Below are 14,394 nucleotides of genomic sequence, written 5' to 3'. Positions count from 1 at the left end.
CGTTCGCACATCGATGCCGGATCCATGCCTTCTCAACCCCTGATCGTGTCCCGTACGTCCATTCGCCGGTTCGCCGGCCTGTTGCTGCTCATCGCCGTCCTCGCGCCCGCGCGGGTACTGCCGGCCCAGCCGTTTCGCTGGGGTGTCGGCGCCGGCGCATCCTACCAGCAGCTGGTGCTCGATGCGCCGCTGCCGCAGTGGTCGGATGAAGGGCTCGTTTTTCCCACCCTGCTCGTCTTTGGCGAGGCGCCGCTGTCGCGCATCGAGGGGCCGCTGGGCAGGCGGCTCCACCTCGGCGGCGGGCTGCGGTACAACCGCCAGGCCGGGCGGATCGCCTGGACGTTCGAGGTAAGCGAATCCATGCAGACCTTTTCCGGCACCTTCACGATCAAGCAGCACTACGTGTCCATCCCGCTCTGGCTCCGGCTCGATCTCGGCGATTCACCGCTCTTCCTGACCGCCGGCCCGGAGGCCAGCCTGCTCGTCGCCGCCCGCAAGGAATCGCGCACGGACACACCCGCTTCCGCGCGGTCCCGGCGCGACGACGCGGTGGCCGAACAGCTCAATCGCTTGGGCGTGGCGCTGCGCGCCGGCGCCGGCGTCCGGCTCGGCGGACGCGCCCGGGCCGTTCTGACGTACTGCGGCGGACTGACCTCGGCGAAAAAGAACGCCGATCAGCCGGTGCTGGTCTCGGACTGGCAGAACCGCGAGTGGGCCTTCGAACTGTTGTATTCGTTGCGGGAATGACCGTTTATGCGATACATTAACACCCCCGGACACGGAACCGTCCTCTTGTACCTTTACTCGTTCTGACATGCAAGTCGGCAAGGCCATACTCATCACGCTGGTTACATTAGCCCTGCTTCAGTTTCTGACGCTCACGTTCCGAACCGAGCACATCGAGGCCGATCTCCTGCGCCGCACCCGGCAGCGGCTCGAGCAGGGACGCGCCGGCATCGCCATCGCGCAGGTCTCGTTCGCCGGGCGCGACGCCACGCTGGAAGGACCGGTTTCGTCCGAGGAAGAAAAGCTGCGTGTGGAAGGGCTCGTCGGGGTATACCCGGTGCGCGTCGTGCAGAATAACCTCGAAGTCACGCTATCCGAAGAGGCTGCGGCGAACGCCATGCCTCCCTCGCGTATCCCGGATGCGGAGATGATTTTCATGTTGGCCTCCTCCGCCAACCAGCAGTTGCTGCTCACGGGCCGCCTGCCCGATGCGGAAACGCGTGACCGTTTCCTGCAGGCGGCGCGATCCTCGTTTCCAGGGCACACGGTGACGGACGCAACCGTGCTCGACGCCGGCACGGCCGGACCCTGGGTCGACGGCGTGCTGTCCATGTTGCCATCCATCAGCGCGGTGCTGCGTCCCGCGCTGCGGGTCAGCGCCACCGCCGTCGAACTCCGCGGCGACGTGCCCACGACGCTGCAGGAAACGGTCGTGCTGCAGGACGCTCGCGCGGCCCTCGCCGAAGTGCTGCCGCTCCAGACCAACCTGCGGGTGCTCGATGCCGGCGCGGCGCCGGCTTCGGCTTCGGTGATTCAGATGCGGCAACGGCTCGAGGCCGTGCTCGCCGGCCACCGGGTGCAATTCCTGATCAACACCGCCGAACTGGTGCCGGCGTCCAAAGAGTTGCTCAACCGCGTGGCCGCCGTCCTGGGCGAAGCCGAGGACGTGCACATCGAGGTCCAGGGCCATACGGACATCCTGGGCTCGGTGGCCATGAACAATGCCCTCAGCCAGAGCCGGGCGGATGCCGTTCGCGACTACCTGATCTCGCAGGGGATCGCGCCGGCGCGGCTGACGGCCATCGGCTATGGTCCGACCCGCCCCGTCGCCACCAACACCACCCAGGAAGGACGCATCAAAAATCGGCGTGTAGAATTCAGCTTAAAGGGAGGCTCCTAATGGTTTATTTGTTCGGCCAGATCCTGTTCTGGATCGCCCTGTCACTCGTGGCGGGCATTGTGCTCGGCTGGTATCTGAGAGGCATCATCCGCGGCGATGCCTATCAGGAGCTGGCCATGAAAGAGGTGAAATACGAACGCCCCGTGCGCCCTGCCGTCTCGACCGACGGGATCGCCGGCGGCAGCACCGTCCTCAACGACGCCCTGCTCAAGGCCCAGCGCGATCTGGAGGCATGCCAGCAAAGCCTGGCGCTCGCCGAGGCCCGGCTGCAGTCGACCCACGCGCCGGTGGAAGAACCCGTGATGCGCAAGCCGTCGAGCGCCGCGAGCAAGCAGATGCCCGTCGTGCAGGAGCGGGATGACTTGAAGAAGATCTTTGGCATCGGGCCGTACATCGAACGCCGCCTCGCCGAAATCGAGATCACCACCTATCGCCAGATCGCGCAGCTTTCCGAGATCGAGATGGAACGCGTGGGCGAGCACCTGAACTATTTCCCGGGACGCATCCAGCGCGACGGCTGGACGGAAAGCGCGCGCCGGCTCCACCAGGAGAAATACGGCGAGTCGATCTGAAGCCCGCCCGGGGGCGTCGCTCAGTGGACGTATGCCGTGCGTACATTGCAGGGGACGGCGTCGGTCGCAGGTCAGTAGATAAACCCAGTAGAAAAAAAGGCCTTCTCGAATACCGAGAAGGCCTTTTTTACATCAAACCATAGCGGTGTCGCTCAGGCGCGCGCCCGCAGCAGGTCGCGGATTTCGCCAAGCAGCTTTTCTTCAGCCGAAGGAGCCGGCGGCGCCGCAGGTGCCGCTTCTTCCTTCTTCTTGAAGTTGTTGACCGATTTGACGAGGAGGAAAACGCAGAACGCGACGATCAGAAAGCTCACGACGGTGTTGATGAACGCGCCGTAGTTGATGCTGACCGCCCCGGCTTCCTTCGCAATCTCCAGCGAGGCGTACGGACCCGCAGTCGCCCCTTCTTTGATTACGAGGAATAGATTCGAGAAGTCCACGTTACCGAGTGCCAGGCCGATGGGCGGCATGATGACATCGTTGACGAGAGACTGGACGATCGTGCCGAACGCAGCGCCGATAATGATACCGACGGCCATGTCGACGACATTGCCCTTGACAGCAAACTCTTTAAACTCTTTGAGCATTGCTTTGGTGAGTGAGTGAGAAAAAAGGTGGACAGTGGTGGGTCCATATGCCGGCAAAAATAGGATGGGCGTGTTAAAAAACAAAAAACGGAATGCGGAGCGACGGATGGGCGGGATGGCGACGGCGCAGGGGCGGCGAGGGTGCTCCAGCCGGGTGTTTATTCGCCACCGGTGGCCTGGAAGCGCTACAGGGGATTGATGCACACGCAAATAGTACTTACTTTTGCGCGCGACCCATACAATGGCTGCTGTATCGTTGCTATTCCCCCGTATCGAGTGGATCCGCAACCGTAGAACGAATTGCGCCCATACCGGGCAGGCTCGTCAAGAGATATAGTTCAAGCAACAGCCGATCCGAGAATCTCTGCAACATCGAGTGCAACATTGCATAGGAGGCATTTATGGCAAAATTGACAACCATTGAAGGTATCGGCGACACGCTGGCTGAAAAAATGAAGAAAGCCGGCGTGGGCTCCGTCGAGGCGCTGCTCAAAAAAGGGAGCACGCCGGCGGGTCGCAAGGAGATCGCCGCGAAGAGCGGTATCGACGACAAGCGCGTCCTGCGCTTCGTCAATCACTCCGACCTCATGCGCATCAAGGGCATCGGCGGCGAGTATTCGGAGCTGCTGGAAGCGGCGGGTGTCGATACGGTCGTCGAACTCGGCACACGCAAGCCCGAAAATCTTCATGCGAAGATGGTGGAAGTGAACGCAGCCAAAAAGCTCGTCCGGCAGCTGCCGACGCTGGCGGCTGTGACGGATTGGTGCAAGCAGGCCAAAGGTCTTCCCCGCGCGGTCAACTACTGATCGCCCGCCCGCTCTGTTTTAAAACGGCCCGTACATGCCATCGTGTACGGGCCGTTCTGTTTTGTCCGGTCAGGGCCTGGGCTGCCAGAGCGGGTGGTCCACATGCGCCTCGTCCATCATCGCCGTCAGCTGCGCCACCCGTTCCGGCTGCGCCGCGGCCAGGTCGGTTGTTTCCCCCGGGTCGGCATCGAGATTGTACAGCTCGACCGGCCCGGTGAACATGGGTTCGCGCAGGGCTTTCCACGGGCCGGACCGGACCGCCTGTCGCGGCCCCTGCTCGAAAAACTCCCAGTAGAGATAAGGATGCTCGGCCTGTACGCCTGTCCCGAGCAGCGTGGGAACGAAACTGATGCTGTCCAGCGAGTCCGGCGGCATGGCGCCGGACAGATCGGCGAATGTCGTGATCACGTCGCCGAAATACCCGATGTGATCGGATACGGTGCCGGACATGATCTTCCCCGGCCAGCGTGCGATCATCGGCACGCGGATGCCGCCCTCGTAGAGATCGCGTTTGATGCCCCGCAGCGGACCGTTGGAATCGAAAAACGCGGGGTCGTTGCCGCCTTCGGCATGCGGACCGTTGTCCGAGGTGAAGATGACGAGCGTGCGGTTGTCGATGCCGTTCTGCCGCAGCCGCGCCATGAGCCGGCCGATGTCGCTGTCCATCCGGGAAATCATGGCGGCGAGGCCTTTTTGCGGCGCCGGCCAGGACTCGCCCTCGTAAACGCCCAGATCGGGCACCTCCATGCCCTCCTTGCCCGCTTCATTGTTGGCGTGCGGGATGGTGAGCGCGAGATACAGGAAGAAGGGTCCGTCCTTGTGCTGATCGATGTAGTCGAGCGCTTCCTTCGCGAGCAGGTCGTGGCTGTACGTGACCTTCTCGGCAGCCTGGCCCGATCCGTCAGGCCGCTTCGGCTCCGGGATGCGGTTGCCGTCGAGCGGCACCCGATCCTCGTTCCTGAACAGGAATTCCGGATAGTAGTTGTGCGCGTGCCGCTGGCCCAGATAGCCAAAGAAATAATCGAAACCCTGCCGGTTCGGGTGGCCTTCCGACCCAACGCTGCCGAGTCCCCACTTGCCGATCAGGGCCGTGGAATAGCCGGCCTGCCTCAGCATTTCGGCGACGGTCACGTTGTAGCCGGGCAACGGCGTCTGCCCCATGGGTTGCACTTCCAGATTTCCGCGGATATCATTGTGCCCCAGATGCTTGCCCGTCATCAGCACGCTGCGGGATGGGGCGCATACGGTGGAGCCGGCGTAGAACTGGGTGAACCGCATCCCCTCTCCGGCCATCCGGTCGATGTTCGGTGTGCGGATGCGCCGCTGCCCGTATACGCCCAGATCACCGTATCCCAGGTCGTCCACCAGGATGAAGATGATGTTCGGAGGGGCGGTTGTCGGCGCGGTGCGCGGTGCGCAGCCGGCGAGGCAAAGCGCGCTGCATAAAAGAACAAAAAAACGTTTCATGGGGCTCTTCACAATGGCGAGTAGATGGTCGAGCCCGAAGATACGAAACGCATCATGAGATACACCCTCATTGAAGGTCGCTCTCGGGCGCTCTGATAGGATGCGGGGTGTTGGAGAGGGGGATGTTGGAGAGAGGATGCAGGATGCAGGATGCAGGGGTTTTATGTAAAAACCCTGGCCTTGCTCGGTGATCCCGCATCCCAGCATCCTGCATCTTGCATCCTGCATCCCGAATCCCGAATCCCGTACCCAGCATCCCCCATCCCCCATCCCCCCAACATCACACCCTCATCCCACCATGCCCAATCCCGCACCCATCTGGCACAAGCCGGTCGATCTCGACGCGGTCAACGCGCTGGGACACGGCGCCATGCCCGGTTACCATGATATTGTATGCACGGAGGTCGGCGACGACTATCTCGTGGCGACCATGCCGGTCGATCATCGGACCCACACGCCGCATGGCGTCCTGCATGGCGGGGCCTCGGTCGTCCTCGCTGAAACGGTCGGCAGCCTGGCCGGCACGCTGTGCGTCGATTGGGAACGGCAGGTCTGCGTCGGCCTGGAGATCAACGCCAATCACATCCGGAGCGTGCGCGACGGGATCGTCGCCGGCACGGCGCGCCCGCTTCATCTCGGCAAACGGACGCAGGTCTGGAATATCGAAATCCGCGACGAGGCCGGCCGACTCGTATGCGTCAGCCGGCTGACGCTGGCCGTCATCGACCGCGGCTAACAAAAAAAGGCGGCAGAGCCGAAGCTCCGCCGCCTGGTAACGGTCCGGACATCGTTCCGGCGCGTGTTCAGATCCTCGAACCTGAAACCGGTACCCGGAACGGCCCGATCGCCGGGCGATCGGGTCTAGAAGTCCATGCCGCCCATGCCGCCCATGTCGCCGCCCGGGGCGCCGGCAGGGGCTTTCTCGCGTTCCGGCTTGTCGGCCACGACCGCTTCCGTCGTCAGGAGCAGGCCTGCCACGGATGCCGCGTTTTCGAGCGCCGAGCGCGTGACCTTGGTCGGGTCGATAACGCCTTCCTTGATCATGTTGCCGTAGGTCTCGGTGCGGGCGTTGTAGCCGAAGTCGGCTTTGCCTTCCTTCACCTTCTGCACGATGATCGAACCTTCCTGGCCGGCGTTGGCCGCAATCTGACGCAGCGGCTCTTCGACCGCGCGGCGGATGATCGCGACACCGATCGTCTGGTCTTCGTTCTCCGTCTCGACCTTGTCGAGCGCGGGGAGGGCGCGCAGGTACGCCACGCCGCCGCCCGGAACGATGCCTTCCTCGATGGCCGCGCGCGTAGCGTGCAGCGCATCTTCCACGCGAGCCTTCTTTTCCTTCATTTCAGGCTCGGTAGCGGCACCGATCTTCAGCACGGCAACGCCGCCCGACAGCTTGGCGAGGCGCTCCTGGAGCTTCTCGCGATCGTAGTCGCTGGTCGTGACTTCGATCTGCTGCTTGATCTGGTTGACGCGCGCCTTGATCTGCTCGGCTTCGCCGGCGCCATCGACGATCGTCGTGTTGTCCTTGTCGATCACAACCCGCTTGGCAACGCCCAGCGAGTCCAGCGTGGCGCTTTCGAGCTTGTAGCCCTTCTCTTCGGAGATGACCGAACCGCCGGAGATGACGGCGATATCTTCGAGCATGGCCTTGCGGCGATCGCCGAAGCCCGGCGCCTTCACGGCCGCAACGCGGAGCGTGCCGCGGAGCTTGTTGACGACGAGCGTAGCGAGCGCTTCGCCTTCGACGTCTTCCGCGATGACGAGCAGCGGACGGCCCATCTGCGCGATCTTCTCGAGGACGGGGAGGAGGTCCTTCATCGAGCTGATCTTCTTGTCGTGGATCAGGATGTAGGGGTCCTCGAGGACGACTTCCATGCTGTCGGCGTTGGTCACGAAGTAGGCCGACAGGTAGCCGCGGTCGAACTGCATGCCTTCAACCACTTCGAGCGTGGTTTCGGTGCCGCGCGCTTCCTCGACGGTGATGACGCCGTCCTTGCCCACTTTCTCAAAGGCATCGGCGATCAGGCTGCCGATGTCGGAGTCGTTGTTGGCCGAGATGGTGGCAACCTGCGCGATCTCCGTCTTGTCCTCGATCTCGCGGCTCTGCTTGCGCAGTTCTTCGACGATCGTGATGACAGCCTTGTCGATGCCTCGCTTGAGGTCCATCGGGTTGGCCCCGGCGGTGACGTTCTTCAGGCCGGCGCCCATGATCGCCTGCGCGAGCACGGTAGCCGTGGTGGTGCCGTCGCCGGCGACGTCGCTGGTCTTGGAAGCTACTTCCTTGACCATCTGGGCGCCCACGTTCTCGAGTTTGTTCTCGAGTTCGATTTCCTTGGCCACCGTGACGCCGTCCTTGGTGACGGTCGGCGAACCGAATTTCTTTTCAATGATCACGTTACGTCCCTTCGGGCCGAGCGTGACCTTAACGGCATCGGCCAGGGTGTCCACACCACGCTTGAGAGCGCTGCGGGCCTCCGAGTCGAAAATGATTTGTTTTGCCATGGTTGTGTCTGGTGTCTAAACGTACAATAGGTCGAAACAGCCCCGATGGGGCCGATGCGACAGGATCAGTCGACGATGCCGAGGATGTCCGACTCGCGCATGATCAGCAGCTCTTCGCCGCCGATCGTGATTTCGGTGCCGGCGTATTTGCCGTACAGCACGATGTCGGCCTTCTTGACGGTCATGTCGATCTTGGTGCCGTTCTCGACGCGCCCCGGTCCTACAGCGACGATGGTGCCCCGCTGGGGCTTTTCCTTCGCAGCGTCAGGAATGTAGAGTCCGCTCGAGGTTTTCTCTTCGGCGGGCTCGGGGCGGACAACAACGCGATCGCCAAGCGGTTTGATGCTTGCCATTTGGTTATCCTCCAGTATGATGGTTGTTGGTTGTTTGATTAGCGATAAAGATGACGCACCGCTTGTTAGCACTCTCCTCTGGTGAGTGCCAGCAGGTGGATGCACGTCAAGCTCTTGAAAAAAGAACAAGGGGAATGCGGTCAATGCCACGCGTGCGCTTCGCCATAGCGAAAGGCCCAGAACAGGACGCCGGCCCGTTCGTATGGAAGTGGAGCGAAGCGGGCCAGATAAACCCGACCCTATACCCCATGTTCCAGACGCCCGCAACCGGACCGAGCCTGACACCCTGACAAAGCGGAATCGCCTGTGTCAGACAGAGCGCCTGACGCTGTCAGGATGTCACGCAAAATCTGCCAGAATACATGAACAGTTGACCGGGCCATGGTACGTTCAAGCATGATGCCAAATCGTATAGCACGCCACGTGCTGTGGGCCGGTGTCTTTCTGGTACCCGTTCTGATCGTGGCTCCGCCCTTTCTCCCACCGGGCTGGCGACAGATTGTCCTGTGGGCGTTTTCTTCGGTCTGCCACCAGTTGCCGGATCGCACGTTTCATGTCCACGGCGTGTCGTTGGCCGTCTGCCACCGGTGCCTCGGCGTCTACGCCGGCCTGGCGCTGGCCCTGTGTCTCTGGCCGGCGCTGCGTCACGCCGCCGATCGGATCGAGCGTCGCGCCCTGGTTCTGCTGGCCGCGGGTATCCTGCCGCTGGGCATTGACTGGGGCCTCGGGTTTCTGTCGATCTGGGAGAACACCCCTTTCAGCCGCACCACGACCGGCCTGCTCTTCGGCATCGCCGCCGGCCTTCTACTGGCCCGCGCGCTCGATCAACTCGGCCGGATGGACGCGCCGCCGCTGGCGGCCGCGTGATCCTTTCGCATCCGTTTCATCTTTCTGTACGTAGCGCCTATCTTCAGACGCGTCGCGCCCTGCGCGATCCGCTACCCATCCGGTCATAAGAACAAACAGAAAGGCATGTCGAACAAGATGCAATCCATCCTCCTGAGCGGAGTCGCTTCGGGTGTGCTCGTGACACTCATGGCGAATATTCCGGTCGTAGGGGGGTGTCTCTGCTGTCTGGCCTATATCGGCGCCGGCGTGATGTCCACCTGGCATTACACGAATACAAACGAACTCACGATCGCCGGAGGAACGGGCGCCGGCATGGGGGCCCTGACGGGACTGATCGCGTCCATCGTCAGCTCGATCCTCGGGTTCATCTCGTCCAAACTCGGCCTCACCCCGACGATGGAGGAGGCGTTCCGGCAACTCGAGGAATCCGGACAGATGCCTCCCGAACAGCTCGACGTGATCATGGGGCTGGTAGATAACCCGATGTTTTATGTCGGCATTCTGTTCGTGGGAATGATCGTCGGCGCCGTCCTCGGGACCGCCGGCGGGGCGATCGGCGCATCGGCGTTCAAGAAAGGCGGCGCGTTCCCGAACGAGTAGCGGAGGGATGGTTCGAGGTTTGAGGTTCGAAGTTCAAGGCGGGCAGGACCCGATCCTTGAACGGTACACGTTAAACCTTGAACCCTGAACCTTCCACGCCGCCCACCAACGGTGGGCGGCCCCCTACGCACGGAAGCGCTTGAAGGCCGGCTCGTCGAGAATTTCCTTGAGCAGCCAGGCCCGTTTCAGCTTCTCCGGATCCTTCAGATCGTCCTTGATGTCGGCGCTCAGCAGGTCGGCCCGCGTCTTTTCGACTTGAAGCCCATCGTTCTTCTGGGCCGGCCGGGCGACCGGTTTCAGCGTCGGAGTCGTTATGGAGGGCGTCGGTCTGCGCGCGGGGATTCCCTCGCGTTCCACACGCATCTCGCGTTGGAACTGGGCTTCCAGATTGTGGAATTCGGGCGTGGGTTTGGGTGCGGCAGGTCTGGGTGGCAGGCGCTGCACCGGTTCCGGCGCAGGCGGCGGCGTCTCCGGTACGCGCTGTGGATTCTGAAGCGCCTCCTGGATTTCGCGCAGGGCTTCCGCCAGCGTGGCGGGTCGTTCACGGGGCTCGGTCCCGGGCGCATCGCCCGGCAGGGGCGGAAGCGACTTGTTCTTTGGCCTTTTTTTGTTGCCCAGCACCTGGAAAATCAGGTACAGCACAAAGAAAATGACCCAGACTACGAGTTCCGACATGATCGTTGAGGTTAGCAAACGGCGCGAACGCGGCCGGAGCACAGTGCCGCGAGGATGACCATCCCGACCTCAATATAGGCGTCCCGGCCCACCATCTCCAACGTCACGGAAGCCGGGTGATCGTTTTCGCGCTGCTGCCCGCCTCGCCGACGACGCGCAGGACGTACACGCCGGCCGCCAGCGTCTCGCCATCCAGCGTCGCGGTATGTTTGCCGGCCTCCACCCACCCGTCGAGCAGGGTCCCCGCGCTCCGCCCGAGCATATCGACGAGGTCTACCACGATGTGCTGCGCATGCGGCACGTCGTATACGACGGTCGACGTGCCCCGTATCGGATTCGGAAACACCGCGTGCACCGCGAGCCGTTCCGGGGTGGGAACCTCCACGTTCAGTTCGGCGACCGGAAAATGCATGTTCGCGCGCGGTTGATCGAAGAACACGCGGTACCGGTACGCTCCCGCGGTCGCCCCGGGGTCGACCACGGCATACACGCCGTCGCCGGCCGTCGCCGGGATTCGGGCAACGGATTGGTATACGGCCGATTGCGGCGCATCGAAGGGGTCCCCTTTATCCAGCCCGGCGCGTTCCACGACGTACGCCCCGTCGAGACGCTCCTGCTGAACCGACCAGCGGATGCGCACGACGCCATCGCTGCGTTCTGCGCCGGCCTCGCGCAGCACCACCGGCGCCTCGTCGACGCGCAATCCGGAAACGAGGAGGGAATAGGCGAACGCCTCCGTTTCGGCTGATCCCGGCTTGGCGCGCACGGTCAGTCGGTACGCACCGGGAGCGGCCTCGGGAAGCGCGATCTGTTCGATCGGATCGACGCGGTTATCCCCGGTCGACGCCGGCTCGCCCGGATGCTCCGGGTCGAGCACGAACGGGGCATATTCGATTCCGGAAGCCAGGTGCGTCAGGCGAATGTCGAGGTCTGTCCGCAGCTGAGGCGTGCGGTTGTCGAGCCGGCCCGCCCCGGATGCCGCGATCGGTTCGCCCGGCCGGTCTGTCCAGGATGCCGTGATCCGCAGAGGGCCGGCGACATCCACCCGGAGGTCGAATACATCGGGCTGCCGGTTGGATAGCGTGCGTTCTCCCAGCGCCAGCGCGTCGCGTCGCGCATCCAGCACGACCCGCGCGGCTTCACGGACATCGAGCGCCCCCCATCCCGTGGCATAATCCGGCCCCGGCTGCCCCATGTCGCGGGCGGTGTGGAGGACGAGTCCTTTGAGCGTGGCCGCCCGCAGGGGCGCTCCGCGCGTTTCGATGGCCAGCTGCTGGAGCAGCGCGAGACTGCCTGTAACGGTCGGCGCGGCCATGGAGGTGCCGGACGACCGGCTGTAGGCCGCCGGCCCGGCCGCGATGGATGAATACAGCGCTTCCCCGGGCGCCACCAGATCCGGCTTGATGCGGCCGTCGTCGGTGGGGCCGAAGCTGCTGAAATAGCTGGGCTGCGCGGCGTCTCTGACAGCCGGCATCGCGCCCACGGTCAGTACGTTTTTTGCCAGGGCGAAGCTGGATATCGTATCGTATCCCTCCGCGTCGCCGTCGGGGCCTATGGGTCGCTGCGTGGCGTCGTAGTCCGTCCACCGGTTCGAGGGATCGAGCGCCCGGTACCTGCCGGCAGCTGGCCCCGTGTCGTCCCGATCGTTGCCCGCGGCGACGACCGGAAGGAGGTAGGGGTAGGTATAGGTCACGGCATCGAAGAGGGAGGCATCGCGATCGTAGTAGCCGAAGGTGTAGTCCTCGACCTCGCTTACGGCCGCGTCGCCGAACCAGTACCAGACGGTGCTGCTTTCCGACTCCCGCATGAGATTCCAGCCTGCGATCCGGCTGTACGAGTGGTTCGAGATGAGCAGCCCCTCGTGCGCGTCATCGAGCAGCTCCGAGCCGTGGAGCAGCCAGTCGTGGGATCGAAGCCCCGCGTCGGGCGCCATGCCGCGCGCCAGCGGGTCGACGCCCCGGGCGGCGATGGTGCCGGCCACGTGCGTGGCATGGTTGGACGGGTAGCCGCCGTCGAGATCGAGGATGCGGCCATACAGCTCCTGGTGACCGCCCCACGCCGGCCCGTCGTCCCACAGACCCACCGTCACGCCGGCGCCGCTCAGGGCGATCCCGAGGGATCCCTCCGGCGCCACGTCGCGGGCTCCGATGGCCATCGCGGCATCCTCGTTCGCGATGCCGAAATACACGGGGCGGTCGTCGTCGAGCCCGACCAGGGCCACGGTGGAGTCGGCCAGGCGAAACACGTCCGGGCGCGCGGTATGTCGCGCCCACTCGAACCGGCGTAACGTCTCTGTGTCGAGCCGCGATGCGGCCTCTTGCGCCGAGGCCGGTTTCTGGATGCAAACGAAAAGCGCGACAGCCGGCGCCAGCCAGCGGCGAATCGATCCCATGGCGATGCGTGCAGGAGGTGCAGAAAGGGCACGGAAATGCAGTCGCCGCGGGAAATGCAAAAGCGGGGCCGGCGCCTCCTGTTATGTCGCGATGGCCTCGAAAAGGCGCCGACTGGCCCGGTCGAAGGCGAGGCCCTCGGCGGCGTCGGGCGCTGCCCAGCGCAGCCTGCGCCCCGCGAGGTCGTCGCCGATCCGGGCTTCCTGGCAGACGCAGGCGTGGAGCGTGATTTTGAAGTGCGAATACGCGTGGGAGAGCGTATGCGTCGGTGGCGCCACGAGGGTCTGGATGGAAAAGGAATCGGCCAGGGCGCGCGCGCAGGCGGCCTCGATGGACTCCGCCGGCTCCTGGCGGCCGCCGGGAAACGTCCACAGTCCGCCCAGCATGACGTCCTCCGGACGCTGGTAGATTAAATATTCGCCGGCCTCGTTCCGGATGATGCCGACGGCATGGTGGACATGCGGGACGGGCGCTTTTTTCGTCTTGACCGGAAAGAATGCCTGTCGATCCGCCGCACGCGCCGAGCAAAACGCGGCGACGGGGCAACGGGGACAGTCGGGCGAGCGCGGCGTGCAGCACGTCGCGCCGAGCTCCATCATCGCCTGGTTGAAGTCGCCGGGCCGCGACGGATCGATCAGCCGATCGGCCTCCTCCTGAAGCCGGCGTTTCGTCCGCGCGCCGGCCACGTCGTCGTCGATGCTGAACAGGCGGGTGAGCACGCGGATCACGTTGCCGTCGAGCACGGCATGGGGGCGCCCGTAGGCGATGGACAGCACCGCCGCTGCCGTGTACGGACCGATGCCCGGCAGCGCCCGGATCGCTTCGTAGGAGTCGGGCACGGTCCCGCCGTGCCGGTCGACCATCGCGCGGGCCGCGGCGTGCAGGTTGCGAGCGCGCGAGTAGTACCCGAGCCCCTCCCAGTTGAGCAGCACCGCATCCAGATCGGCCCCGGCCAGCGCCGGCAGATCCGGAAAAGCGGCGACGAAGCGTTCGTAATAGGGGAGGGCCTGATCGACGCGCGTCTGCTGGAGCATGATCTCCGAGAGCCAGATGCGGTAGGGATCGTTCGATGCACGCCACGGCATCGTACGCGCCACCCGATCGTACCAGGCAAGCAGCGCATCCCGAAACAGAGGGAGGTCGCGCTCGGGTACGGCGTCGGTCATATAAAAAGAGAGAAGCGAGAGGGCTGCCGCGCGTCAGCGGACATCCACGAGGACGTAGACCTCCTCCGCGACGCGTCCGCCGGCGAGGCCTTCAAAAACGATCGTATGCTCGCCGACATCCTTGGCGAGCGTGCGCCAGAAGTAGGAGCGCTCCACCAGCCAGCTGAGCGCCGGCGCGCGTTTGAGCCGATACGTGTCGATCTCCTGCGCACCGAAAGAGGTCGGCAGATTGAAGATGAGCACTTCACCCGAAGCGACGACGAACGACAGGGATTCGGCCGGCACCTCGCGACGTTCCAGCGGGAGCCCGTCGAGGGAGGAACGGAGGGTAGCCGCATTCGTTTGCTCCACGATATCCACCTGCGGGATCGTCACGACCGGATCGCCGGCCGACGGGCGCTGGAAGCCCGTCAGTACGAGCGCCGCCCCGAGGATCAGGGTAGCGAAAGCGGACAGCATCACACGAGATATGGGCATAGTCTTGTTGCGAACGAGATTTATGCAAAGATATGCAAATTCCGGCG

At 64.1% G+C, this 14,394-nt stretch carries 15 protein-coding genes; 7 read left to right on the top strand and 8 right to left on the bottom strand.

Annotated elements, in window-relative coordinates; translation table 11 throughout:
• Window positions 1-24 precede the first annotated feature (24 nt).
• From R2834_00910 to R2834_00900, 3 genes are all read left to right on the top strand, one after another.
• Window positions 25-747, top strand: a complete 723-nt coding sequence (locus R2834_00910; GenBank protein ID MEZ4698860.1) for a porin family protein — start codon at window positions 25-27, stop codon at window positions 745-747.
• Between the two features lie 67 nt (window positions 748-814).
• Complete coding sequence (locus R2834_00905; protein MEZ4698859.1) at window positions 815-1,906, top strand: OmpA family protein; 1,092 nt, start codon at window positions 815-817, stop codon at window positions 1,904-1,906.
• Entirely contained in the window at window positions 1,906-2,478 is a 573-nt protein-coding gene (locus R2834_00900) for a hypothetical protein (GenBank protein ID MEZ4698858.1), read from the top strand. Before R2834_00905 ends, R2834_00900 begins: the two co-directional genes overlap by 1 nt.
• A 152-nt stretch (window positions 2,479-2,630) precedes the next feature.
• Here R2834_00900 and mscL read toward each other — a convergent pair whose 3' ends face one another.
• The gene (gene mscL, locus R2834_00895) at window positions 2,631-3,062 is read right to left on the bottom strand and encodes a large-conductance mechanosensitive channel protein MscL (GenBank protein ID MEZ4698857.1); all 432 of its coding nucleotides are present in this window, start codon (window positions 3,060-3,062) and stop codon (window positions 2,631-2,633) included.
• A gap of 401 nt (window positions 3,063-3,463) precedes the next feature.
• Here mscL and R2834_00890 point away from each other — a divergent pair, with 401 nt between their 5' ends.
• On the top strand, window positions 3,464-3,868 hold the full coding sequence (locus R2834_00890; protein ID MEZ4698856.1) for a DUF4332 domain-containing protein: 405 nt from the start codon (window positions 3,464-3,466) through the stop codon (window positions 3,866-3,868).
• Window positions 3,869-3,937: 69 nt separating this feature from the next.
• On the opposite strand, the gene R2834_00885 is transcribed toward R2834_00890, so the two are convergent.
• The gene (locus R2834_00885; protein ID MEZ4698855.1) at window positions 3,938-5,335 is read right to left on the bottom strand and encodes an arylsulfatase; all 1,398 of its coding nucleotides are present in this window, start codon (window positions 5,333-5,335) and stop codon (window positions 3,938-3,940) included.
• 298 nt (window positions 5,336-5,633) lie between these two features.
• Here R2834_00885 and R2834_00880 point away from each other — a divergent pair, with 298 nt between their 5' ends.
• Window positions 5,634-6,071, top strand: coding sequence for a hotdog fold thioesterase (locus R2834_00880; protein MEZ4698854.1), 438 nt, complete (start codon window positions 5,634-5,636; stop codon window positions 6,069-6,071).
• Between the two features lie 125 nt (window positions 6,072-6,196).
• Here the strand turns inward: R2834_00880 and groL are convergent, their stop codons facing one another.
• Entirely contained in the window at window positions 6,197-7,837 is a 1,641-nt protein-coding gene (gene groL, locus R2834_00875) for a chaperonin GroEL (protein ID MEZ4698853.1), read from the bottom strand.
• Window positions 7,838-7,902: 65 nt separating this feature from the next.
• Window positions 7,903-8,190, bottom strand: a complete 288-nt coding sequence (groES, locus tag R2834_00870; protein MEZ4698852.1) for a co-chaperone GroES — start codon at window positions 8,188-8,190, stop codon at window positions 7,903-7,905.
• Window positions 8,191-8,613: 423 nt separating this feature from the next.
• On the opposite strand from groES, the gene R2834_00865 reads away from it, so the two are divergent.
• Both R2834_00865 and R2834_00860 read left to right on the top strand, forming a co-directional pair.
• Window positions 8,614-9,057, top strand: a complete 444-nt coding sequence (locus tag R2834_00865; protein MEZ4698851.1) for a DUF2085 domain-containing protein — start codon at window positions 8,614-8,616, stop codon at window positions 9,055-9,057.
• Between the two features lie 117 nt (window positions 9,058-9,174).
• Window positions 9,175-9,639 (top strand): hypothetical protein, encoded by a 465-nt coding sequence (locus R2834_00860; protein MEZ4698850.1) that lies wholly within the window; start codon window positions 9,175-9,177, stop codon window positions 9,637-9,639.
• A gap of 123 nt (window positions 9,640-9,762) precedes the next feature.
• Here R2834_00860 and R2834_00855 read toward each other — a convergent pair whose 3' ends face one another.
• The 4 genes from R2834_00855 to R2834_00840 all read right to left on the bottom strand — a co-directional run bounded on the left by R2834_00855 (window position 9,763) and on the right by R2834_00840 (window position 14,347).
• Window positions 9,763-10,314: a hypothetical protein gene (locus R2834_00855; protein ID MEZ4698849.1), complete on the bottom strand. Its 552-nt coding sequence runs from the start codon at window positions 10,312-10,314 to the stop codon at window positions 9,763-9,765.
• A gap of 103 nt (window positions 10,315-10,417) precedes the next feature.
• The gene (locus R2834_00850; GenBank protein ID MEZ4698848.1) at window positions 10,418-12,706 is read right to left on the bottom strand and encodes a S8 family serine peptidase; all 2,289 of its coding nucleotides are present in this window, start codon (window positions 12,704-12,706) and stop codon (window positions 10,418-10,420) included.
• Window positions 12,707-12,787: 81 nt separating this feature from the next.
• Window positions 12,788-13,870: an A/G-specific adenine glycosylase gene (mutY, locus tag R2834_00845; protein ID MEZ4698847.1), complete on the bottom strand. Its 1,083-nt coding sequence runs from the start codon at window positions 13,868-13,870 to the stop codon at window positions 12,788-12,790.
• 33 nt (window positions 13,871-13,903) lie between these two features.
• Complete coding sequence (locus R2834_00840) at window positions 13,904-14,347, bottom strand: hypothetical protein (protein ID MEZ4698846.1); 444 nt, start codon at window positions 14,345-14,347, stop codon at window positions 13,904-13,906.
• Between the last annotated feature and the right edge of the window lie 47 nt (window positions 14,348-14,394).

It is taken from the genome of Rhodothermales bacterium, from assembly GCA_041391505.1.
GTDB lineage: Bacteria > Bacteroidota > Rhodothermia > Rhodothermales > JAHQVL01 > JAWKNW01.
This window is presented reverse-complemented; position numbering and strand designations above follow the sequence as displayed.